The sequence below is a fragment of the Clostridium manihotivorum genome, from assembly GCF_004015185.1.
Lineage (GTDB): Bacteria > Bacillota > Clostridia > Clostridiales > Clostridiaceae > Clostridium_AR > Clostridium_AR manihotivorum.
Genome location: NZ_CP025746.1, coordinates 3,126,360 through 3,149,048, shown reverse-complemented (window position 1 = coordinate 3,149,048; position 22,689 = coordinate 3,126,360). Strand labels below are relative to the sequence as shown.

The window sequence follows — 22,689 nt, the reverse complement described above, 5'->3', positions numbered from 1 at the left end:
GTAGACGGAAACATATCCACTACATTAGCATAGATAAACAGAATGTGCTGGTAAAACAAAATCTACTCTTTTTTCTGATAAGCTTTATTAGCTAGATCTAATACTTGTTGAGTTTGTTCTTCACTGTAGCCCAGTTTTCGCATTACCCACATAATAGCAATTTCCTTTTTTTCCATACCAAAAAAACATTAGAAACATTATGCTTAAATTTAGCATTAAAATCTTATATAGTTTAAGTTTTCTAACATACAAAAGCACACTGATATCAATTATCAGTGTGCTTTTGTATATTACTCGATCATAATGCGTTTTGAAGTGTCAACTTGTTCCTTTTTAGGCACTTTAATTGTCAATACGCCTTCTTCTAATTTTGCTTGAATCCCTTCATCATTTGAATCTGCAAGCAGTATGCTTCGTGACATTTGAGCATATCTTCTCTCTCGATGAATGAATTTTTTGCTCTTGTCTTCTGAAACTTCCTCTTTCTTAACAGAAAGATTGAGTCTTCCTTCATTCAATGTAATTTCTACATCTTCTTTCTTTACTCCTGGAAGTTCAGCTTCTATTATATATTCTGTATCGTTGTCTTGAATGTCAATTTTAAATGTATCTGCCGCTAAACTTCTTTGGACTGGCCAACTGCCTGTAAAAAAGTCATCAAGCATGTTGGAAAAATCATCAAAACCAATGTTCATCAAATCATTTCGTTTTCTGTTGAATGGAATTAATCCTGCCATGATAATCACTCCTTTACATTTTTTTAATTTTTTTGTTAGCACTCTCGACTAACGAGTGCTAACTTTAATTATTTTATACACCATTTATTTTTACTTGTCAATATTTTTTCTCTATTTTTTTAAATTTCATAGTCAATCCTTTATCAATAGCTTCCTGAATAATCTTATGGCAACATACGCCTAGAGGATTGTTTTCTTTGCAATTAGAATTTTTCATTGCTCCAGTTATAGCATTTACTTCTTTTACTGTTTTTGCATCGTGTTTAATTACAGCCTCTATTACTTGGTCTTCGGTAACTTTACTGCAATAGCATGCATACTTCGGATTTGCATCTTTTTTAAACCAGATAGGAACTCTAACTTGATTTTTCAAGAACTTAATTCCATTATCCACGTTATAGTAGACAACACTGCACTCTTCATTCATGCAAATCTTATATCGCCCTCCCTCAACGGCATTGCGATAATTGTCTTCTACTAAGTGTTCAACGGTTACCCCACTAACGGAAACTCCTTCATTATTGCATACCGGACAAGTATCCTTTGTTTGTTCAATTTTTTTAGTATTGCACTCACAACAACATTCATTATCAATTTTCATATTATTAATCTCCTAAACTTTATTAATTACGTAAAAAAAATAAAACATAACTAGATATCACAAGTGTAGCCACTATTAAAAGCAGCATTCCTAACGCACCTAATCTATTTTTAATAGACAAATTATAGTTTGTATAGCTTATTGGGTAGGCTACCATACCAATAATAAGCATCATAATAATCATGTTCATTTTTTATTCATCCCTCACATTGTTATCTGAATTTCTCAGGAGGCCTCCAGTTCTTCTTATTTTGAAATCTACTTTAACCTCTACTTTTGCTTCCATGAATTTTTCATTCCAGTTATATTTTTCCCACTCATTAATGGTCAAAAAGTGCTTGACTGCCGTTCTCCCAAAATTGAAAGGATCTGTATTTAGTGATTGACATTTATGAATAACACTAGTGATGCCTTTTTCCAAGTATCTGGTCATTTCGTTTTCAATTATTCCTATCATTTCTTCGCTTTCATAATTAATACCACTTTGAATTGCTAATATATCTCCTTCCGTTTTAACTTCTAGGCTTATTATCGGTCTGTCGTTGTCAAAATAAATTTTTAAATTCGGCTTCCTGGAAACCCTTGTATCAATAGGTATTATCCACTTAGAAGCCTCGGGATCTTGAATGGTGAATATCCCTTTTTTAAATTCTCCTCTAATTAACATCATCATTCTTGTTTCATGTCCATTTAGCTTACCGACCATGTTATCTTTGACAAACAATGCACTTCCAAGCAATTCGATAGTATTGCCGCCCTTCCTTTGTGTATCTCCAGCAAAATATTGCCCTGTATTTTTAACCCCCTCATTATAAGACTCCCCCTCCTCGTCAAAGTTTTTCTTGTGTACACTTCCTAAAGGTAGGACAGCCTGTCTATAGGTTGACTTAATTCCATTGTAAAAATCATTCAAGGATATTTTAGGATAAAAACCTGTGTTTTCTCCTTGCCTTATCAAGGACACTACTGCCCGGGAAGGGCTGCCTTGATTACATTCTTCTGTCTTTTCAACAAATTCTTGAGCATTTCCCCGAACAACTATAACATTCAACGTTCTTCTTATCTCCCTAAAGCGAACAAGAGGTGTAATGTATTCTCCCATTAAACCACTTTGTGCAAGATCTTCAGAGATTACAAGCAATGAAGCATGGGTGAAATCCAGTTTTTGAGGAATATTCGTATTAAACAAGTCAATTCCTCCATTAAAAGAAGGGGCGTCAATTGTAATTGTTTTGGTCTGCGTTTGCTGTGAGGATTCACTTCCTTTATTTGAACTGTCATCACCATTTTGCATACTTGCAATTTTTACAGTGATTCTCCACTTGTCTGTAATACCTTGATCAATACCAATCATCTGTACAAACGAAACTGAAGTCGCCTCTCTAGCATCATAACAGGCGGTCAAAGTGAATATCTGCATTATAATGGTAATAATTAAAAGGATTTTTTTCTTCATTGAGAGCTACCTCCGTATTTCTTTTTTATCTTAGCTATCGCGAGAGTGATCACAGGAGGTATAAAATAAAAGGCCCACCCATAGCTCCTAATCATACTTACTATGCCATTTGTAAGTTGAATAATGTTTTGAGGAATTAAAGCAAGAAAAACAACGATAATCCCTAAGGGAATTATAATCGGTCTTTTGTCATCAAGTTCAAATATATAAGCATATATGATAATCAGGACATAAAATAAAGCTGCTACAGATATAACTGTACTGATATTCCAAAGGAAAAAGAATAATGGTTCGATCCTTTGTATAAACTCTCCATATTCAATAAGCGAAACCATCAAATAAATTGGAGCCGTAATCTCCTCTCCTGTATAATAAGGAAAAGCAAGTGAAAATGCTAGTAATGCTGTAGTTACTATAGAAGCAGAGAAGATTAAGCTTAAATAAGCCGCTCGTTTCGCATGCTTTATGCCATGAAGCGAACCAATTATTACTCCAATAATAATTATTTCACCATAGACAGAGGATCTTTGAATCCCTGTCAGCACTGTTGTATCTAATCCATTACCTAAAATGGGGAAAAGGCGATGGAATTCATATAACTTCATAGACAATACCAACACCGAAATATATAATAATAGCAGAAAAAAAGCCATTAGCTTGGAAAACCGTGCTATCGTTTCAAGTCCCCAGTAAGCTAAAACACCTACTGCCACAAATAATAATATTAAAAGATAACTTGGAGGACTTTGAGGAAGGTCGTATACCTCCATTATTTCAATAAATTCTCTGCTATTTGCAGCCACAGTAACAAGAATTGATGCGAATAAAATAAATGAGAGTATTTTCCCCACTACTCTTCCATATACAACTTCATATATCTCCATTATTGTTTTGTTTGGGTATATCGACAATAGCCTGATTAGCAAAACAGTAACTATAAAAGCAACAAATGCAGATATGATCGTCATATACCAGCCAGCTGTTCCAACTTTAGCGGCGACTACAGAAGGACTGGAAAAAAATACCTTTGATGAGATAGTTATTGTTAACAACGCTATGGTTTCATGGGCTCCAAACTTGCCATCCTTTATCATTCATCATCACCTCGCTGATTTTTGCCATTTCTTTTTCGGTTGGGTGTGTTGAAAGGGTCTGAGCGCATACTTTGGTTAAATAGGGGTTGACGAATGATTGAATCTGGATTAATCTTTGCGCTAGGTGCAACGGGTGCCAAGAAAGGCACACCAAAAGATTTCATATAACACGCCATTGATGCAATTAGAATAAAAGCAAGAGATATTCCATAAAAACCTGCTATCGCTCCCCCAAAAACAAAGATAAACCGTATTATACGAACTGCTAAAGCCATAGAATAATTAGGCATGGTGAAACTACCCAAGCCTGTTAAAGCAATTATTACAATTAGAATTGGACTAACAAGCCCCGCTTGTACTGCTACCTGACCCAAAATCAAAGCTCCAACAATGCCCAATGTCTGACCAATCACACCAGGTATTCGAACCCCACCTTCACGGACCAATTCAAAGGCAATTTCCATTAGCAGAAGCTCAACAATTGTTGGAAAAGGAACAGCTTCCCTAGACTTTACGATTGACTCCAAGAAAGGGGTTGGAATCATTTGATGGTGATACAACACTAAGGCAACATACAGTCCCGGAATTAACAAAGCTGACATGACCCCAATAAATCTGATGATCCTCAGGAAAGTACCGTATTGCCATCTCAGCATCGAATCTTCAGAGGAGTGAAATAATCTGTAAAAAGTCACCGGAGCAGCTAAAGCAAATGGATCACCTTCTGTAATAATCACTACCTGCCCTTCTACTAAAAACGAAGCAGCTCTATCAGGTCTCTCAGTGGAAACGACCTGTGGAAACGGCATGAGATAATTATCTTCAATTAACTGCTCTAGCATACCATTACCAGCAATAAAGTCGGTGTCAATTTCGGTAATGCGACGACGCACCTCTTCCACTATTTTAGGGTTAGTAATCCCTTCAATGTAAATTATTGCGCTGTTGACTTTATTTAATTTTCCAGTCGGGATAATTTCAGTGATAAGCTTTTCATTTTTTATTATTCTTCGAAGCAAGGTAATATTCGTTCTCAAGTTCTCTGTAAATCCTTCTTGTGACCCCTTTACCACCTGTTCTGTAATAGGTCTGTCAATGTTTCTTTTTTCAAATCCCCGTGTTTCCATCATCAGCGCTTCTGAACAATCATCGATAAACAAAACCGACAAACCATTAAGGATTTGAGGTTTAATTTCATTAAAATTAGTAGCTTTTGTAATCTCCGATATGGATAATACACTATCCTTGATATAGTCAATTGGGCAAGTTCCAGAAAAATCATTAAAATTTTCAGGCCTCATTAACTGAGGAAGTATAAATTGATTTATAGACGTTTTATCAACCATACCATCAACAAAGACCAGAAAAGCTTTTGTTTTTCTGGCCATTTTAAATTCCCTGATAATTAAATCTTGATTTCTAGGCATACTAAAGATTTCTTCGATATATTTTTTATTGGATGCTATGTTTTTGAAAACGGTAGCTGAAGGCATATTTTTAGAGTGACTATACTCATCTGGTCTACTATTCCTCTCCCTCTTCCATTGTTCAACTTTAATTGGTTTTATAATTTGTGATACTTCATTTTGATTCCTGTCTTTCTGCTCATTTTGCTTTTGGTCTTTTTCATATTCAGAGGAATCAACCTTCTCGGTTCTATCAATTTCATATTTGTCTTCTAGTAATTCGAACCCGCCCTCATTATTCATTGGTCTAGTATATTTAAAAAGTTTTAGTATTTTTAAGAACACATTTAGCATTATCACACTTCCTTATTCAAGCAAATTTAAAGGGCATTTACCAAAAATATTAGTAATTCCACTCTTATTAAAAGATTATGCCCTTTTTTGCCTAAATAATTCATTTACCCAGCAACATCTGGCAATATACATACCCACTAGTCACGACTACATTAACTATAACTAGTATGCTGCCCGGACTTAAACCTGCATCAATCACTTTTACCCGCAGTAACAGAGAATAGAATCTTTAAACTTCATATTTTATAGTATAATATCTTTCTATATATCAATTTCAACACCTGATTTGAATTCAACGGTGAGTTTATCATCAAATACCGTAATTTTTTCAATAAGCCGCCTTACCAGTTGCTCATCATATTCCTCCAGCTCGTAGGACTGCTCATTTAGGAAGTCTGTCATCTCAGTGATTCGTTGCCTTTTTCCTTCACGCTCCGCATTCTCCACAAGTGCATTTTGCTTCAACTCCCGGAGACGGTATATCTCATCTGCCACATCATCGTAATCATTCTTTGACTTTGCTTGTTTGAGAAGCTCCTTCTGCAATTCTTCCAATTTGCTATCAATATCATCGGTAGCATTATCATTTTCCTCATTAAGTACTGTTGCTATGTTTTTCAGCAGTACCTGAAGGAATGGTTCTTTGTTGGCTAATAGTTCATTAATAGCTTTTACAACCGCTGTCTGCAATGTTTCCTCATTTACGGTAGGGGAGGTACAGTCAGACCCCTTTTCCTCCAAGCGGCTGACGCATCTCCAAACAATAGACTTGTAGCCTCGGTTATTCCAGTGTACCCTGCGGTAAATATCACCGCATTGTCCACAGTAAACTATGCTCGATAAAGCATACTTGCTGCTATAAACTCTCTTTTTACTGCTCTTACCGCTTCGGATGTTCGTCCTTCTTACCATCTCTTCTTGAACCTGCATAAAAAGGTCACGCGGTATGATAAGCTCATGGCTGTTTTCTACATAGTACTGGGGAACAATTCCGTTATTCTTGACTCGCTTTTTGGAAAGGAAATCTACCGTATAGGTTTTTTGCAAGAGGGCATCTCCGATGTACTTTTCATTCTGTAATATCTTCTTTAATGTTTCTGGTCTCCATTTTGCTTTGCCCGCTGCTGTAAGAATACCATCTGCCTCTAATCCTCTTGCTATCTGCAAAAGGCTCGCTCCCTCAAGGTATTCTCTGTAAATTCTTTTTACAATTTCTGCACCCTCTGGGTCAATCACCAGGTGCTTGTTTTCATCCTTGGTATATCCCAAGAAACGATTGTGGTTCACCTGAATTTCACCTTGCTGATATCGATACTGGATACCTAGCTTAACATTCTGGCTTAAGGACTGGCTCTCCTGCTGGGCAAGGGAGGCCATAATAGTTAGCATGATTTCGCCCTTGGAATCCATTGTGTTGATATTCTCTTTTTCAAAGAACACGGCGATATTCTTATCCTTTAGTTGACGGATGTATTTAAGACAGTCCAAAGTGTTCCTTGCAAATCGGCTGATGGACTTTGTAATGATCATATCTATATTTCCTGCCATACACTCTTCAATCATACGATTAAATTCTTCACGTTTTTTTGTATTGGTTCCTGTGATACCGTCATCTGCAAAGATACCTGCAAATTCCCACTCCGAATTCTTTTTTATAAAATCTGTGTAATGAGCAATCTGCACCTCATAACTTGAAGCCTGCTCATCACTATCCGTTGAAACACGGCAGTAAGCAGCTACTCGTGTTTTGGGTTTGCTTTCACTATTATTAATGTATCCGACTCGCCTAATTGCCGGAATTACCGTAACATTTTTACTTACCGCCACATGTTACACCTCACTTTCTATCAGACTGTAAGCATATTCTGCTTGCTTGTATGGGTTATCGTATTTCTGCTCCATGGGTTTTACTTTGAACTTTACTTTATAATCCACCACTGGCTTATCCCTTGTCTCCCATACCCTTCCGAGCTTTTTAGCTCGTTTTTGTTTTTCAATCATGGCCTTTTCGAAGGTTTCCTCATCAATAATCGGAGGGTAGAATTCATCGCCAAGGTAGTGCTTGTCTTGTAGCATTCTTCCTGCAGTGGCGTGATAACAGTTTATCTCAGCTTCTTTAGCAGCCTCCTTCAAAGAAAGACCCTCCAAGTATCCTGCATATAACTTTCTTACTTGCTCTGCTGTCATTTCATCCACTATAGCCTTTCCGTTTTCAATTCTATATCCGTAGGGTGTATGCCCCATCTAATTCACCAACCTTTCCCTCAGTGTAATTCCACACTTTAATTCAAATCCAATCTCCTCTCGTGAATAAACAATAATCTTCTCCACATAATTTTCAAACAACTCATCCTTATAAGCTGTGAGCATTTTTGATTTAGCAACAAACTTAAGCAGACGGTTGACTTCCTCTACTTTTGCAAGATTGTCGTTTGTCGAATGAGTGAGCTGCTCCTTTTCGGCTAGAAGCCTTGCACCTTCTGCCGCTAGTGAATTCTTTTCTTTATTGAATAGAGCAGGTTCTAAGTATCCTTTGGTCATTAACCCCGTCAACATCTGACTCTGCTCCGAGTTACTTTCAATCTTAGCTTCCAATTCTTCAATCCTCCGAAAGCTCTCTGGACTGTTTTGTTTACGCAATCCATCCAACAGCGGTCTTATTATGAACTTTTGACCGAAAACCAGTTTATTCATCATCGTAACAAAAGCTGTTTTTATATCATCATCTCGAATAAACTGCATGGAACATTCCGTTATCTGCCTTATGTGCTTACTGCAACACCAAGCGATATATTTTCTTGCTCCGGATGAATGAATCCGCCTTTTAAAGGTACTACCACATTCGGAGCAGATGATTTTGCCTGAAAAAGGATATCGATTTAAATATTTACTTGTACGCTTTACGATACCTTTTTCTTTTGCTCTCTGATTGATAACTGCATCTACTGCTTCAAAATCTTCATGGGTGATAATTGCCTCATGGTGGTTTTCTACCAAATACATGTTTTTCTCACCATAATTGGTGCGCCTGTTAAAACGGCTATCGGTATAGGTCTTTTGCAAAATAACATCACCAGTATATTTTTCGTTGGCAAGAATGCCCCGAATTGTTGTAGCCGTCCAACGACCGCCTTTTTTTGATGGGATACCTTTATGATTAAGGTCATCTGCAATTTTCTGTGTGCCCTTGCCCGATAATGCCTCTTCAAAAATATACTTCACAATTTCTGCCTGCTTGGGGTTTACAATCATCTGTCCGTCAATGTTTTCATAACCGAATGGTGGATATGAAATCTTGAAAGTTCCGTTCTGGAATCGTCTTTGAATTGCCCACTTGTTATTTTCCGAAATGGAAATTGACTCACTTTCCGCAAGTCCACTCAGAATGGAGAGCATCAACTCACTTTCCATTGATTGGGTATTTATGTTTTCCTTCTCGAAGTAAATGAAAACACCAATGTCTACCAGTTTGCGAACCATCTCCAGACAGTCTGTTGTATTTCTCGCAAATCTACTGATGGACTTTGTAATGATTAAGTCTATTTTCTTATTTTCACAATCCGATATCATCCTAAGCAGTTCAGAGCGTTTTTCCTTTTTAGTGCCGCTGATGCCTTCATCATAATACAACCCTACATATTCCCATTCCGGGTTTGCCTTTATGTAGGTCTCATAATGGGTCTTTTGTGCTTGCAAGCTGACAAGCTGTTCATCGCTGTCTGTAGAAACACGGCAGTAAGCAGCTACTCGTAACTTTGGCTTAATAAAGGAATTGGTCTTGTTGCTCTCTATTTTCGTTATCTTTTTCATCCTCTCACCTCCTTCTTGGTAGGTCACATATTACCTCTAAAGTCCTTATATATCAACGTTTTTAGGGCATTAACTCTGCCAAGAGTGGTGAGAAAGTTTGCCGATTTAATGCGGTTATTTTGTTGAATTCAGCCTCCGAAATCAAGCCTTTTTCAAGCATCTTATTCAGTAATTTTTCTGCCTGGATATAATCAAACTCACGCTGTAGCTGCTCAAGTGACACACTTTTAGATTCGATTCTTTTTTCTGTGATTTCTTCCGTAATCTTTGTAACTTTTCTATACTCGTTCTGATTCATAAAGCCACCTCCTACCTAATAGCCGCGGGAACAGGTCGAAGTTGAGGATTTGTAAAAATTAATTTGAATCAGAGCATAAAAAAAGAGCCTGCAGGAGCAAACCCCCACAGGCAATTTATATTTATTATTCATATTTAATAAAAGCATCCTTAAATCCAGAAGCTTTTGCCTTTGCAAGCTGTGCTTCAGCATTGGCTTTTACAGAGAAAGCACCGATTTGCACACGATATAGCTTAGTTTGTGGTGTTACAGGATTTTGGCTCTTTTCTGCCTCCAATTGTTTCTTTACATCAGTTCTAAAGGTATCCATCGACTTACCGTGCTTGGGAAACCAGTGCATAACATCCGCATGGTTACTTGCGATGCCTAGTTTGTGACCTTCGCTATGGCAGATGATGTCTTGCTGACTAAAGCCATAGAGTTTACAAAGATATACACAAAGCTCTATAGCTTCCTTATAAACAGCAGAAAAATACGAGGCATCGGTCAAACCGTCCTCGCAGATTTCAAATCCTATATGCGTATTGTTTGCATCTCCTCCGGCATGCCAACCTCGGTGATTCCAGGGTAATGTTTGATAGGTGGCAATGGAGCCATCTGCTAGTTTACCAATAAAGGCATGAACACAAACTTGTCGACCTCCGGGTCTTTCCTGATTCCAATGGTTGTTGTATTGGTTCATCCCCAGTAAACCATCGTCTGGACCAACATACCTTTTGAGATTAGGGTTATTGGCGCCAGTAGAATGCACCATGATGCCCTTCGGTGTTATAGTTTTACCTGCTTTGAAGCAGGCATTGTTTATTAATATAAGTTTTTGCAGGTTCATATCGATCACCTCATAGATTATAAGATTTGGTTTGTAGCTAGAGTGGCTGGATATAGATGATAGGTAAACTTCAGGTCACAGTATGCATTCGTCGATGTGCCGTCACTTCCCATACAGATATACAGTCCATAACCAGCGGGTACTCTGCCCTGACGCATTTGAATATGAATATGTTGAGCTGCGTTAGTACTATCCGCCCCAACAGGTGTACTCCGTGCTATCCTGGTGAAAGTCTCTTCGTCATTGGATATATATAAGTCAAGTTCTTTCTCACTTGTATCTGATTGACGACAAAGGGTTAACAAATGACAGTCATAAGTCGCGGGATAAAGCAATCCACCCTGTCCTCCAATAACCACACTATTTATGGGTAAAACCGTGTGAAAATGACCACGTACACTATTGACACCGGTTGGACCTGAAACGTTGCCCGACATGATATATCTCAGGTAGCTTATCCTTGTGAATGGATTGATAGTTGCAGTTGCAGTAGAAGTAAAAGGTATTGGAGCTGTCTCATTTTCCGCTCTTTCCAATACAAATAAGCTCTCACCTGCAGCTACAGAAACTTCTCCAATAGAAAATCTTTGACTCGTCCAGTAGGCCGTACAAGTCGGATTAGGATCTGTACCTGTGCCATAGGCAATGTTCGCATCGTCTTGAATACCTCTTATGGCTTCAGCAAATTTCTTTACTGTATTTCGGAGAGTGTCTTGAATCAATATCTGAACATTATTTGCAGTCGGACTTCCTAAAGCTGTAACGAAAGTATATGTCACTGTACCGATTACTACGTTGTTGCCATTCGCTATACCGGTAAAAGTTATGGATGCTCTTCGACTTATCATATCCGGTGCTGTAGCTGTTTCTATCGGATGCATATGATTAAGGAGAACCCCAATCCGCGTGTATAAATGGTCACGCGTTTCCTCTACCAAATTGTGTGTAGTATTTAGCAGATCATAGTTATTATTTAATAGGTTATAAGTGAGATTTAGCAGATTATTTGTTTCATGAATATCTAGTTCAGCTAAGGCAGAAAGTACTTGATTGAGCCATTCCTGAGCGGGTGGTTCAGGTGGTTCAACAATTCCGTCAACAAGTGCATCCTCAACGATGGTTAATATTTGAACGCTTTTTCCAACCACTTCTCCATAAGTAACCCTTATTTCCAGACGACCGACACCAACAACAGATGTGTCCGTTGCACTGGGTGACCAAATAAGGACTCCATCTGCGTAGTTCGTGACAACCGGATAGGCAATTCCATCAGGTCTTAGGTAAACTGCATTTAAGGAGGCACTTGGATATTTATCTTCCAGTAAGCTGGATACATCAAATTCAATATTCCTATAGTAGTGTTCACCTCTTCGGCCGATGAATACCGTTACTGTTTTCGTTAAGTCAATCATAGTCCGTCACCTGGCTTACGGGGTTCTTCATCGCGCCCATGTAGCTGCTCTAGAACCGCCTTTAATTTTTCTGGTATAGGAAGTCCAATATGCCCGGCATTCTCCAAAATGGATACACCCTCATTACTTAGGTAGAAGAAAATTACTGCTGTGCGCAAGGCACCACCACTATCTCCGCTACTGCCCAGAATTTGTGTATCAAGAATATGAGCAATACCTACCATCACAAAGATAAGTACCTTTTTGAAGATACCTTTTGCCCCGATTTCGCTACACAGCTTTTTATCTGCAATTGCACAGAGCACTCCTGTCAGATAATCTATAGCAACAAAAGCTACCAGTGCATATAGAAACCCGTCATAGCCACCAAGGAACCAGCCAAGAAATCCGCCTATAGCCACAAAGGTCAACTGTATCCAATTCCATATCTCTTTCATTAAAAACACCTCCGTTACATTAAATTTGTATATAGAAAAGCGCCCCTGCAAGTCACAAGAGCGCTGAATTGTAGTATCAAACTTATAACACCAGAATGAGGTCTTGAATCTGTTCCATCACATCCGCCTTTGGCCTTCCTGATCCGATGGGTAGCCATGTAAAAGCTGGTATGTCAAATGTGGCAGAAGAATCAAAACCATTAACTACCCCTATAATAGTGTCAATAGCTTTACGGATTTCAGTGATGTGGAACGGCCAATTCTTAATAGTGGTTTTTCCTGCAATGATCTCCTCTCTCCAAGTCACAGGAGATAGGTTGTAGTATTTACGAGCCATGTTTACAGCGTTTCGAATCGTCTGAATATGTGTTGCTTTTACATGCGTCACATTTGCAGTAATTGTTTCAAAAGGTAGTTGTAGTATCGTAAAGGAACGGACAACCTCCGTGCTTGCCGACTCAATATCGCTGTCAAGGCACCGAAAGGTAATAGTATGATTTCCTACAGTAAGTGATTCTGCTTGATAAACTGTCTTAACACCATTACCAAGATGTCCGCTTGTAGAAAACCTCTCAGGATTGTCTACACTATTATGCCATACCCCTGAATCAATCTTCACCTCCACTATCTGTGTCTGACCGTCTGGCTCTACACCTGTTGTGATCATGAAACGTGGTGTGGTGTTATAAGCAGAGTTACCAGTCATTGGGTAGGCAATTATTGGAGCAGCAGGCGGACTGTTTTTCTTTACCGTATTACTAACTACATAGCTTGAAACTGCATCAAGTGCATCTGTTACACTGATTCGATAACGGGTATACATTCCGGGTATCTGTGAGGCATACACTTCATGGGTGCCTGAAGTAGCACTTGAAATAATAGTAGTCAGTGCTTCATATGCCGACCAGTTTATACCGTCAATCGAGGTAGCCTGTTGGATGACATACTGCTTAATGGCACTGGTTCCGGGTGTCGTTCCGCTCCACGTAAGGGTTATTGTGTTGACTTCATATATTGGAGGAGCCGCTGTAAAGGAAGTCGGTGGTATCGGCAGTGTATTTTTACGGACTGTGTTACTAGATATGGTCCAGTCTGAGTAATAGCTCTCTCCAGCCGTACCTCGCGTTCTCACTCTGAACCGACGATAATAACCGCGCGTACTCGGTGGACTCACAGTTACGCTTCCACTTGTCGCAGAAGTAAATGCTACAGTCAGTGCTGTCCACGCTCCCCATGCACTGTTATCTGCCGAGTCACTATATTGTATCTCATAGGATGTGATGGCATTACCCGCACCACCAGAAGCACCACTCCATGAAAGAGTGACGTTTCCTTCAGCTAAAGCTGCACTTACTGAGCAAGCAGTTGGAGGTCCGCAAGCCGTAATGTCACAATAGATACTATTACTGATTTTCTCGGAAGAGTAGACATCCAGAGTGTCTATCGTCCAGATACCAAACTGAGTATAAGTTCCTGGAACTCTTGATACATTTGGATTGTAGCTACCACTACTGGCCGACAAATTCAATGTTGTCAGTACATTCCACGGACTCCATGTATTATTATCTGTAGATGTCCGACTGGCAATCTGATATCCCTTAATTGCACTCGTGCCTCCAGAGGCTCCACTCCAATTCAACGTGATTGTTTCATCGCTATAATTTACAGGAGTAGCCATTGCAGTGGTTGGCGGACTTGGGACCGTGTTTCGTCTAACAGAGTTTGAGGATATCTTCCAGCCTGAGTAATAGCTTGCTCCTGCTGTTCCTCTTGTCCTTACCTGAAATCTGCGATAATTACCCCGCGTTGAGGATGGTGCTACTGACAAACTGCCACTGGTAGCCGTGGTAGTCACTGTGGTCAGTGCTATCCATGCGCCCCATGTAACGTTATCTGCTGATTCGCTATACTGAATTTCATAAGATGAAATAGTGTTATTTATACCACCTGATGCACCGCTCCATGACAATGTGACGTTGCCTTCCGAGAGTGTTGCACTCACCGAACAGGATGTCGGTGGACTGCAGGCAGTTGTTCGGCTTGCCCAATTGATAGTTAGAACAATCTGGCTTAGATCATCCCTAGCACCAAAGCCCATGTAGTTCAAAGTGCTTGAACCCGCATCCATGAATAGACAATTGCTCGCACCGCTCCCGATGGAATCTATAAGTACAGTGGAAATGGCTATATCCTTTGCACCTTGCCCAGCGGAAACAGTGTAGCTATATCCAGAGGTAACCTTCGTCGGTCTGCTCCCAGATACACTCGTGCTTGAACTTGGCGCTGGCATACCATATGCATTTCCAGCGTATAACGTCATGGTTCTTGCAGAACCCCAGTCACCCGCTGCTATTCTTACAAGATGAATACTGGCAGAGGTTGGGTAATAGTTCGCATAGGTATTCCGAATGCTAGTGAGGTCAAACAACATAGCCCCCACATTCTCATAATTGTTGGCTGCAGTATAAACCCCTTGTCTTACATAATCGGTAACACCTGCAATCCAGCTCCCATTACGCCATGTACATGCATTTATAGCCTGATATGTTGCCATAGAAACTCACCTCACTCATAAACCGCTGAAACCAACGAATTTACCAACCCACATAGACTGGTATTCAATCGGGTATCCGTAATGTTATTTGTTGATATCGATGTTGCTGCCGCCGGTACTAGAACATCAGCAATGCCCAGTTCATAGATATCACTTGTTCTTGTCAATTCTGGCGCTACCGGTGTTGCTGTGGGAGTCCCGGTAACAACTGCAAGCTGAATGCTCCTGGTGATCTGGCTTAAACGAATGACAACTCGGTCAATCCGAGGATTGCTTCCATTTGCCGTAGTAAGAGGTATGTTTAATTCATCTGTATTTTCATACCTATATCCATTAATCCATGCACTGCCCGCGGCAATGCTCACCGCCAATCCAATCCCAGGTGACACTTGAAGATTAGTTGATGTAGCGTAAAATACACCATTCGAGACAAGGCTTCCGAAATATGCTGCAAAGTCCGTTGCTCCATAGACTCTATCTCCATCGGATGAGTTAAAAAATCCGCTTTTCTCCATAGACCAATTCCTCCTTTTAGACGGTTTTCGTGTATTCCATAATTACGTAGCCAGTAAATGCTGTCCTGTCATTACCTGGTTCAACAACGATATTGGTTTTATCTGCGTAGAGACCTATTTGTGATGCAAAGTTGTTGTACCTTGCAAGTGGTAATGGCAGAAAAACAGTCCCATTCGTTGCAAAGCCAGTTAAGCTGACAACAGTATTGAGGTTTGCTATACCGTGGGCTACGCTTCCCGGGGTCGCGTTCGGGAGGGAACCAAGATTTATTTGTTTCCGATAAATGGTCTTCCCATCTACCCATAGCCGCCCTGTGTTTTGCTCTGTTGTTGAGTAATCGGTAAATGAGGACGCCATTTTGACAGCTGTAATCGTACGGTCTGCAATCTTCGTACCAGTGACTGCTCCATTTGCAAGTCTTGCTGTAGTTATAGGTTCATTATTGATATTCAGCCAGTTCGCTTGACCAGATGGATTGTTGAATACGAAAACAGAAATCACATAAAACGTCATGGTGTTGCGTGAAATAAAAAATCCCATCGCTCGCTGATATCCACTTCCCGTGTTGTCCCCACTGTGCTTTATCAGAAACACATGACCATCGTCACTTGGTTGATCACTAAACTTGTTCCCACTCCATGAGGTAAAGTAAAAAGCCTCTCCCGGCATCATATTGTGTAAGGCATATTGACCGATAGATATAGTACCCGCTCCAACATTTATTTCAAGCGCGGGAAGTTTTCCAAACAGATTATTTATGGTATCGGTTACGCTATCTCCTTGAATTTTAGGGTCTACCTCATTTAAGTCACCAAGAGCTTCTGTCACATTTCCTAGCGCCTCCGTCACCTCAGAAATACCGGTCGGAGCATAAATTGCCGTTTTAACCTCACTCATATCGGAGCGAATTTTCTGTGCTATTGTTAACTCAGCTTTTCCAAACACTACACTGATACTCTGACCGTCTGCATCATAGGTTTCTTCGACTTCAGTGATGCGTGTTGTCATGGATATACCCCATTCCTTGGAAATGACTTTAACGGTCTGACCAAGGTCGAAGTCTGTCTTGTATGTTAAATTGCCGTGGGGATTAACTGATGTATCGAAGGAATAACGTATTGCCTGCTCGCTTAGCTTACTTTGACCCCGAAAAATCAGTGTGTCGATGTAGTCTGCTCCGAAATCGTCCTCACGCAGGTCTTTGGCATCCACAAAGATTTCGTGCCGTGTCTCTCCAGAACCACTTGTAATGGCAACAAATGTCCGATCTGCACCTTCGCCTTCGCCGCCGACGAGCGCGGTATTGGCATAGTCAGCAGCGCTTATTGTATAAATTTGTTCAATTAAATTCTCATACCCCTTGGAGAATACCGCTTGTGACTCAGTGCCCATATACAACGTTACCGTAAAAACCCCTGACGCAGGAGTAAACATGGTCTTGATACCAACATCTGAAACCCCGCATAGGTCCGTCACCACATCCATCAAGTTCCGGTATGATACCTGTGTACTGATGGGCACACTCAGGTTTGGAGATGAAAAGGATATATCAGTGATCTTTCTTGCTGTATCAGAGGGATTGATGAGATTATTATTTATGAGCTGCTCTACACAGGCAGACAGGTCGCCTGACAGTATCTCCGTTTGCCATACAATACGCCTTGCAAGAAGGGACGTGACAAAGCGGCCACTTGCAGTGATAAATTCCTGCTCGGTTTGGGATAGTTCCAGGTGCTCAATGATACCGGCTTCCTCATCGTCGTTCTTCCAAATGATATTACCCTCTTTAAGGAGATCCGCATTCTCTTGTGTGGCTATGGCTTTTATCTCAAAGGAGCCGCACTGTGAGTATCGCCTCGTCCATCGCAGATACTCAAAAGATTCCACGATGCCCTCAAGCTCTCTATTTGAATTGTAGATATACAGTTCCATGGTTACACCCCCAGAAATTGTGGACGAAAGTAAATGCTAACCTCCAGCAGATCCATATTGACTGAAGCATCGTAGCGAAGTGTGTTAATACCTGCTGCAAGCTGAAAGAACACAGAATTGGTGTCTAACAGTGAAAAAGCGTTAGTTTGGGTCATTCCATCAACTCTGACTACACGTTTGCCAGCGAAATGGGTATATACTCGAAGCTCATCCCCTGCATTCATCGTCGTGAGAAGCCGGATGAATTCACCGGTGTCTATGTTTAAGAGTTCCGGGTTCGTTACTGTACCTAGCGCTCGAAATACAATTTCACATCCACAGGATACATCACCGATATTTTCCACGGTAATGATCTGGCTTGGCTGACGCATTCCAAATTCCATACCACTCGTTGGTATCTCCAGTTCAAACTCTAACAGTGGTATCCATGACGCCAGTTCCTCTCTCACCTCCTCCAAGGTCTCAAAGAAAGGTGATGGGCAGAGTAGGCTGACAAAGAAATTGGGTACCCGTTGCCGATTGGAAACGGCAAACCCTGCCTCCTCAACCACACAGGAAATCTGTCGCCCTCGATACTGAAGCGTCCCAAGTAGCTTTGGACTAAATATCTGAAGGAAGCGCTGTCTCCGCACATAGGCCTCGTCAGGAGTACCAGCAACAACCGTACCTTCTAGCGTGATGTTTCGCATATCTAGTGTAGATGAGATATAAAAAGCGCCGTCTTGGTCAGGCGCCTTAAAAGTGTTAACGGTTTGTCGTATGTTCCCAGTCCCGTCTATCTTAGTAAGAAAGTACGGACGGCTTTGTCTGAGAGTAATACTCTCTCCATCTGCATTAATATAGGTTAGTTCCATGGCCGTACCTCCTTTATAATTCAAGTGCTAGTTTACGGGACAGATTTTTAAACTCCCGTGCTATTTCTTTTTCTGATAAAGCCTTAGGTGACACCACCGAGATATTCTGAGTAATACTTGTACCGGTGGCTCCGCCTTGCCCGGATAAACCTCTGTAATTCCAATCAAAACTTGTTGGTACTGCATTTTGCATATCCCTAGTAACTGTTGACATTGCGTCCTCAAAACCAACACCGATGCCTTCGCCCATATTCTGGCCAATTCCTGCAAATAGAGTTGAAGGGGAACGGATACCGAAGAAGTCCTTAATCTTCGATACAACATTTCCGAAAAATCCAGAGATTTTACTCCATAGCCATGCGCCTGCGTCCGAAATACCCTTCCACAATCCTCTAATCAGATTACCGCCCACTTGAGACATTTGGCTTATATACCCGGTAAAAGCTCTAACCAGTCCTGAGATGATTTGTGGAACTGCCTTAACAATCTCCACGATTATCCTTGGAAGGTTTGCAATCAATGCCACAAACAGCTGAACACCTGCCAAAATAATCTTATCGATATTTCCTACAATAGCGTTTACCACTGAGGTAATAATCTTTGGAATCGCACCTACAACAGTAGTAATAATCTGTGGAAGTGCTTGTATCAGCGATATCAAAAGCCGGATTCCTGCATCAATAATCATGGGAATCGACCCAATGACTGCACTAATGATACTGTCGATAATTTGCGGAATTGCCTCAACAACTGCTGTAATAATAGTTGGCAACGCTGTAACCAATGAAGTCAATAATTGAATGCCCGCATCAATGATCTGTGGAATAGATTCTATTAAAAAATCCACCACTGCTTCGATGATGGCAGGCAATGCAGAAACAAGCTGAGGTATTGCTTCCACTAATCCTTCCGCCAATCCAATAATCAACTGTAAAGCTGCATCCAGAATCAAAGGTAGGTTATCAATCAACCCTTTGACAATCTGAGTGACTGCAGAAACTGCTGCAGGTATGAGCTGGGGTAAAGCTATTCCAATACCCTCCACAAGTGCGGTTACCAGTTCTATTGCCGCATTTATGAGCAACGGAAGATTATCAATCAATGCTCCAACAATCGTCATTACAGCATCCACTGCCGCTGGAATTAGTTCAGGTAATAGGTTTAGGAGTGTCTCCAACACCTGGGTGAACAGGCCCGTGACAGTTTCCAGCAACAGGGGAAGCAGGTCGCCCACTGCAGTTAATATAGCATCGAACGCAGGTGGGAGTGCGGTTACGATGTTTTCCAAAACAGGAACAATGTTTTCAACGACTGAACGAAAAGCATCCACAAGATTTTCCGTCAGATTGGTCATGTCAGCATTGGCATTGCCGAGTCCAGCTGTAAAAGAACCAAGTGCAGCCTGTAACAATCCAATAGAACCGGAAATTGTCTGAGTTGACTCTCTTGCAAAATTTCCCGCGTACTGCTCCGTGTTCTCAAAAAACATCTGCATTGCAACTTCGGCTTTTTCCGCTTGTGTTGCAGTATTCCAAGTGAAATCCAGCCCCTTTGCGAGAGCGTAAGCTTCGATGTTTGTGGCGTTCATCGCAACACCCAAGTTATCCATCATCGTGAAATTACCTTTTGCCGCACCTGTGACAGCCTCCAATGCAGAGGACATATCTATTCCCATAACGGAGGCCATGTCTGCAGCACGTTGCATCGCTTTTTCGGTCAATTCAAGACTTTTACGCTGTTCGATACCCGAGCCTTGGAACAATGCACCCATTTTGTTGGCGGTCGCAAGATACTCACTTTGGGATACCCCCAGATTTTTATAGGCTTCCTCACCGGTTTTCTGAATGGATGCAGCATATGCACCGAAAACCGCTTCAGAGCCACCCAGATTTTGTTCCAACTCTCCGAACTGCGTAACTACCTCTTTACCTAGCTTTATAGCAGCGGCTCCAGCTGCAACTACAACCGCCCCCATTGCTACACCGATGCCCTTAAGTACACCGCCAAGCTTTTCAAACTTACCGCCAGTATCTTCTGCACTTTTGCCGGAATCATCTAATTCTTCACCGAGATTATCCGCTTCAATTGTGGACTCCTCAAGCTCTTGTTCCATACCATTGAGTTCTGCCTGAGCTCTATTTAGCTGAATCTGCCAATTCTGAGTACGTCGGTCATTTTCACCGAAAGAGGAGGCGGCATTATCAAGAGCAGCCCTAAGGGTGGCAATCTTGTCTTTTTGTGCGTCAATTTCTTTATTCAGAACCGCATTACGGGCAGTAACCGACTGGATGGATTTATCGTTTCTATCAAACTGACTGGTCACAAGGGCCATTTCACTACCAAGTACCTTAAATGTTTGATTGATTTCGGAAAGAGCCTTCTTAAACTCACGCTCGCCCTCAACGCCAATTTTTAACCCAAAATTATCTGCCATACCTTCACCTCCTCCTAAATACCCGGTGGGATAATATCATCAATCGTTCGAATCTTCTTTGGCTTTTCAATGCCATGCCACTGCTTGTGGCAGGCCCATAAATCAAAAAACAGTCCGATTGGCATAAGCCAGAATTCCTCTGCATTCATGCCCATCTGAACTGTTCCATAGTAAAGAAGCCGGGTAAAGACTTCAGCGTCCGTTACCCGACTTCCACGTTTTTTGGATTTTCTTCCTCACTTTCCACGTTGCGATTCGTACCTTTGAACATTGCATCAGTAATTGCACTTTTATACGCCGCCAAGTCAAGCGGTGAGGTAAGAAGCTCCACTTCTTCCTCGGTAAGCAGCTCCTCAGGTGTGTTCTTATTTTTCAGGTTACGAATCAAGATGGACTGGTTTGCAAGCAGTGTTATCAACCATACAATTTCGTCCAGTGCCATCTCGAAGTTTTCTGATTTCATCAATTTTTCTCCGAGATTTTCAAGTCCCCCGTACCGATTTGCAATCGCTTTAGTGGCTCTTGTAGTGAGTATCAGTTCAAAATCTTTACCGCCGATGTTAATAGTGGCACTTCTCTCATTATCCATCTTTTCCCCTCCTATGGTTCCGGTGTATAGACCGGTTCGTAAACTTGGGTAAACCAACCGGTGATGGTGGTCGATGAAACACCTGGATCACCTTCTGTGACCTCCGCTTTCCACGGGTGCTTGCCCAAGCCATCCAGCTTATTCCTGCGCATAACCGTTCCCTCAATAGTAGGTGTGGAAAAGGTAATAGAATCCGCCTTAGTCTGCAGGTTGGTTTCAGGCAGACCGAACTTTACGCGGTATAGCCAGAAATATCTGTATGTTCCGTTTGCCTTCTGTGCACGAAATCCCACTGCAACAGGTGTACTCACATTCTCACTTGCGGAAATCAATACCCCGTTATCATCAGTAGAGGCACCAGTTAAATCCGCTGCCACTGTAGGGCCAATGTCGTCCATACCGAGGGTAAGTGTACCGCTATTAAAGTCTTTCACTACCTCGGCGGCACCATCATCAGCATACAGAATCGCTTCTACTAGCTCTACCGAGAGTTCGGCAGTGATGGCTTTTGCAAGTACCGCAGGTACAGCGTAGGTTTCCTCGCCGTTAGCGTCCTCGGTTATTTTTGAATAGTACAGTCTATCAAGACCGATAGTTGCCATATGTTATTCCTCCAATCCATAATTTTTCGCCACATCAATGGCATAATGGTGATATCCAGTATCATCCTCGTGTCCGATATATCGACGTTCAGTCACTGTGAAATCAGCATTTAATAAAGCTGTTGTGATCTGTCTTTTCCTTTCTAAGTAGTTATTCTTTGAAAACAGCGATAGCCGTGCTTCTTGTACATCAAAGCCGGGACGGTTATCCGCATGGACTTCAAAGATGTCTGAAAGCGGGATTATCACAACATACTCATCCGGCGCTAAACCAGAAAAAACCCCGGTTTCCACGGGGATCGGTATAGCAGTTATGAGAGTATTTAGTTCCTCCAAAATATTCATATCTTGTCGATCTCCTCCTCCAACTTGGCGACCATCGCGTTGATGCAAGGCTTTCTGGAGGCAGTTCTCGCAGGTTTCAGAAAAGGTTTTGCAGGCTGACCATGCTTGCCATATTCAATGATAGTAGCAATTTTAGCATTGCTCTCACCATCAGAACGTGGTTCTGAGAAACCTACTTTCACATTAAAGTTACCGTCTCTATCCTGTTTTGCATCCGAAAGACCCAGTGAAGATAATAGCTCGCCTGTACTTCTGGAGGGATATTTCGTATTCTTACCGACCACATCACTCAGATTCCCTTTGACTTTATCCAACACCACTGACCCACCAACTTCCAATACCTTAGGGAGAATAACATCAGTCTGATCAGCTAACCGGGATACCTTCAATAGGAATTCCTCTGGCATCTTCATATTGGCTTTTGCCATA

22 protein-coding genes are annotated in these 22,689 nt (G+C 41.2%); all 22 read right to left on the bottom strand.

All coding sequences use genetic code 11. The features are described 5' to 3' along the window. Nucleotides 1-290: 290 nt before the first annotated feature. Nucleotides 291-737: an Hsp20/alpha crystallin family protein gene (locus tag C1I91_RS14235; RefSeq protein ID WP_052221176.1), complete on the bottom strand. Its 447-nt coding sequence runs from the start codon at nt 735-737 to the stop codon at nt 291-293. A gap of 97 nt (nt 738-834) precedes the next feature. Next, nucleotides 835-1,338: a Csac_0668 family 2Fe-2S cluster-binding (seleno)protein gene (locus C1I91_RS14230; protein ID WP_052221177.1), complete on the bottom strand. Its 504-nt coding sequence runs from the start codon at nt 1,336-1,338 to the stop codon at nt 835-837. 22 nt (nt 1,339-1,360) lie between these two features. Beyond that, nucleotides 1,361-1,528 carry a hypothetical protein gene (locus C1I91_RS28200; RefSeq protein WP_161803210.1) on the bottom strand — a complete coding sequence of 56 codons (168 nt, stop codon included), beginning with the start codon at nt 1,526-1,528 and terminating at the stop codon, nt 1,361-1,363. A gap of 3 nt (nt 1,529-1,531) precedes the next feature. Continuing rightward, on the bottom strand, nt 1,532-2,794 hold the full coding sequence (locus C1I91_RS14225) for a Ger(x)C family spore germination protein (RefSeq protein ID WP_052221178.1): 1,263 nt from the start codon (nt 2,792-2,794) through the stop codon (nt 1,532-1,534). Further along, nucleotides 2,791-3,888, bottom strand: coding sequence for a GerAB/ArcD/ProY family transporter (locus C1I91_RS14220; RefSeq protein ID WP_052221179.1), 1,098 nt, complete (start codon nt 3,886-3,888; stop codon nt 2,791-2,793). Before C1I91_RS14220 ends, C1I91_RS14225 begins: the two co-directional genes overlap by 4 nt. After that, entirely contained in the window at nt 3,885-5,648 is a 1,764-nt protein-coding gene (locus C1I91_RS14215; protein WP_052221180.1) for a spore germination protein, read from the bottom strand. The genes C1I91_RS14220 and C1I91_RS14215 overlap by 4 nt, the downstream gene beginning before the upstream one ends. 261 nt (nt 5,649-5,909) lie before the next feature. Then, on the bottom strand, nt 5,910-7,475 hold the full coding sequence (locus C1I91_RS14210; RefSeq protein ID WP_128213453.1) for a recombinase family protein: 1,566 nt from the start codon (nt 7,473-7,475) through the stop codon (nt 5,910-5,912). Nucleotides 7,476-7,478: 3 nt separating this feature from the next. Further along, nucleotides 7,479-7,892: a recombinase family protein gene (locus tag C1I91_RS14205; RefSeq protein WP_052221187.1), complete on the bottom strand. Its 414-nt coding sequence runs from the start codon at nt 7,890-7,892 to the stop codon at nt 7,479-7,481. Further along, nucleotides 7,893-9,458, bottom strand: a complete 1,566-nt coding sequence (locus tag C1I91_RS14200; RefSeq protein WP_052221188.1) for a recombinase family protein — start codon at nt 9,456-9,458, stop codon at nt 7,893-7,895. A gap of 61 nt (nt 9,459-9,519) precedes the next feature. Continuing rightward, nucleotides 9,520-9,756 carry an SHOCT domain-containing protein gene (locus C1I91_RS14195; protein WP_052221189.1) on the bottom strand — a complete coding sequence of 79 codons (237 nt, stop codon included), beginning with the start codon at nt 9,754-9,756 and terminating at the stop codon, nt 9,520-9,522. 124 nt (nt 9,757-9,880) lie between these two features. Continuing rightward, the gene (locus C1I91_RS14190; RefSeq protein ID WP_052221190.1) at nt 9,881-10,585 is read right to left on the bottom strand and encodes an N-acetylmuramoyl-L-alanine amidase; all 705 of its coding nucleotides are present in this window, start codon (nt 10,583-10,585) and stop codon (nt 9,881-9,883) included. A gap of 17 nt (nt 10,586-10,602) precedes the next feature. Further along, complete coding sequence (locus C1I91_RS14185) at nt 10,603-11,997, bottom strand: hypothetical protein (RefSeq protein WP_052221191.1); 1,395 nt, start codon at nt 11,995-11,997, stop codon at nt 10,603-10,605. Beyond that, nucleotides 11,994-12,434: a phage holin family protein gene (locus tag C1I91_RS14180; protein WP_052221192.1), complete on the bottom strand. Its 441-nt coding sequence runs from the start codon at nt 12,432-12,434 to the stop codon at nt 11,994-11,996. Before C1I91_RS14180 ends, C1I91_RS14185 begins: the two co-directional genes overlap by 4 nt. A gap of 82 nt (nt 12,435-12,516) precedes the next feature. After that, nucleotides 12,517-14,988, bottom strand: coding sequence for a phage tail protein (locus C1I91_RS14175; protein ID WP_052221193.1), 2,472 nt, complete (start codon nt 14,986-14,988; stop codon nt 12,517-12,519). 11 nt (nt 14,989-14,999) lie between these two features. Continuing rightward, entirely contained in the window at nt 15,000-15,503 is a 504-nt protein-coding gene (locus C1I91_RS14170) for a hypothetical protein (RefSeq protein ID WP_052221194.1), read from the bottom strand. 16 nt (nt 15,504-15,519) lie between these two features. Next, nucleotides 15,520-17,436, bottom strand: a complete 1,917-nt coding sequence (locus C1I91_RS14165) for a siphovirus ReqiPepy6 Gp37-like family protein (RefSeq protein ID WP_052221195.1) — start codon at nt 17,434-17,436, stop codon at nt 15,520-15,522. Nucleotides 17,437-17,438: 2 nt separating this feature from the next. Continuing rightward, nucleotides 17,439-18,290 carry a phage tail family protein gene (locus C1I91_RS14160; RefSeq protein ID WP_052221196.1) on the bottom strand — a complete coding sequence of 284 codons (852 nt, stop codon included), beginning with the start codon at nt 18,288-18,290 and terminating at the stop codon, nt 17,439-17,441. Nucleotides 18,291-18,303: 13 nt separating this feature from the next. After that, the gene (locus C1I91_RS14155) at nt 18,304-20,724 is read right to left on the bottom strand and encodes a phage tail protein (protein ID WP_052221197.1); all 2,421 of its coding nucleotides are present in this window, start codon (nt 20,722-20,724) and stop codon (nt 18,304-18,306) included. Nucleotides 20,725-20,926: 202 nt separating this feature from the next. Beyond that, complete coding sequence (locus tag C1I91_RS14150) at nt 20,927-21,313, bottom strand: hypothetical protein (protein ID WP_052221198.1); 387 nt, start codon at nt 21,311-21,313, stop codon at nt 20,927-20,929. Nucleotides 21,314-21,324: 11 nt separating this feature from the next. Continuing rightward, nucleotides 21,325-21,915 (bottom strand): major tail protein, encoded by a 591-nt coding sequence (locus C1I91_RS14145; RefSeq protein ID WP_052221199.1) that lies wholly within the window; start codon nt 21,913-21,915, stop codon nt 21,325-21,327. A gap of 3 nt (nt 21,916-21,918) precedes the next feature. Then, the gene (locus C1I91_RS14140; RefSeq protein WP_052221200.1) at nt 21,919-22,260 is read right to left on the bottom strand and encodes a hypothetical protein; all 342 of its coding nucleotides are present in this window, start codon (nt 22,258-22,260) and stop codon (nt 21,919-21,921) included. After that, on the bottom strand, nt 22,257-22,688 hold the full coding sequence (locus C1I91_RS14135) for an HK97 gp10 family phage protein (protein WP_052221583.1): 432 nt from the start codon (nt 22,686-22,688) through the stop codon (nt 22,257-22,259). Before C1I91_RS14135 ends, C1I91_RS14140 begins: the two co-directional genes overlap by 4 nt. Nucleotide 22,689 lies beyond the last annotated feature (1 nt).

What these genes read in the sequence shown, in the direction of transcription:
- C1I91_RS14145 (WP_052221199.1), bottom strand. Translation starts at nt 21,915, where the DNA reads ATGGCAACTATCGGTCTTGATAGACTGTACTATTCAAAAATAACCGAG.
- C1I91_RS14155 (WP_052221197.1), bottom strand. Translation starts at nt 20,724, where the DNA reads ATGGCAGATAATTTTGGGTTAAAAATTGGCGTTGAGGGCGAGCGTGAG.
- C1I91_RS14190 (WP_052221190.1), bottom strand. Translation starts at nt 10,585, where the DNA reads ATGAACCTGCAAAAACTTATATTAATAAACAATGCCTGCTTCAAAGCA.
- C1I91_RS14225 (WP_052221178.1), bottom strand. Translation starts at nt 2,794, where the DNA reads ATGAAGAAAAAAATCCTTTTAATTATTACCATTATAATGCAGATATTC.
- C1I91_RS14205 (WP_052221187.1), bottom strand. Translation starts at nt 7,892, where the DNA reads ATGGGGCATACACCCTACGGATATAGAATTGAAAACGGAAAGGCTATA.
- C1I91_RS28200 (WP_161803210.1), bottom strand. Translation starts at nt 1,528, where the DNA reads ATGAACATGATTATTATGATGCTTATTATTGGTATGGTAGCCTACCCA.
- C1I91_RS14230 (WP_052221177.1), bottom strand. Translation starts at nt 1,338, where the DNA reads ATGAAAATTGATAATGAATGTTGTTGTGAGTGCAATACTAAAAAAATT.
- C1I91_RS14140 (WP_052221200.1), bottom strand. Translation starts at nt 22,260, where the DNA reads ATGAATATTTTGGAGGAACTAAATACTCTCATAACTGCTATACCGATC.
- C1I91_RS14175 (WP_052221193.1), bottom strand. Translation starts at nt 14,988, where the DNA reads ATGGCAACATATCAGGCTATAAATGCATGTACATGGCGTAATGGGAGC.
- C1I91_RS14200 (WP_052221188.1), bottom strand. Translation starts at nt 9,458, where the DNA reads ATGAAAAAGATAACGAAAATAGAGAGCAACAAGACCAATTCCTTTATT.
- C1I91_RS14135 (WP_052221583.1), bottom strand. Translation starts at nt 22,688, where the DNA reads ATGGCAAAAGCCAATATGAAGATGCCAGAGGAATTCCTATTGAAGGTA.
- C1I91_RS14235 (WP_052221176.1), bottom strand. Translation starts at nt 737, where the DNA reads ATGGCAGGATTAATTCCATTCAACAGAAAACGAAATGATTTGATGAAC.
- C1I91_RS14195 (WP_052221189.1), bottom strand. Translation starts at nt 9,756, where the DNA reads ATGAATCAGAACGAGTATAGAAAAGTTACAAAGATTACGGAAGAAATC.
- C1I91_RS14215 (WP_052221180.1), bottom strand. Translation starts at nt 5,648, where the DNA reads ATGCTAAATGTGTTCTTAAAAATACTAAAACTTTTTAAATATACTAGA.
- C1I91_RS14170 (WP_052221194.1), bottom strand. Translation starts at nt 15,503, where the DNA reads ATGGAGAAAAGCGGATTTTTTAACTCATCCGATGGAGATAGAGTCTAT.
- C1I91_RS14165 (WP_052221195.1), bottom strand. Translation starts at nt 17,436, where the DNA reads ATGGAACTGTATATCTACAATTCAAATAGAGAGCTTGAGGGCATCGTG.
- C1I91_RS14160 (WP_052221196.1), bottom strand. Translation starts at nt 18,290, where the DNA reads ATGGAACTAACCTATATTAATGCAGATGGAGAGAGTATTACTCTCAGA.
- C1I91_RS14180 (WP_052221192.1), bottom strand. Translation starts at nt 12,434, where the DNA reads ATGAAAGAGATATGGAATTGGATACAGTTGACCTTTGTGGCTATAGGC.
- C1I91_RS14150 (WP_052221198.1), bottom strand. Translation starts at nt 21,313, where the DNA reads ATGGATAATGAGAGAAGTGCCACTATTAACATCGGCGGTAAAGATTTT.
- C1I91_RS14185 (WP_052221191.1), bottom strand. Translation starts at nt 11,997, where the DNA reads ATGATTGACTTAACGAAAACAGTAACGGTATTCATCGGCCGAAGAGGT.
- C1I91_RS14220 (WP_052221179.1), bottom strand. Translation starts at nt 3,888, where the DNA reads ATGATAAAGGATGGCAAGTTTGGAGCCCATGAAACCATAGCGTTGTTA.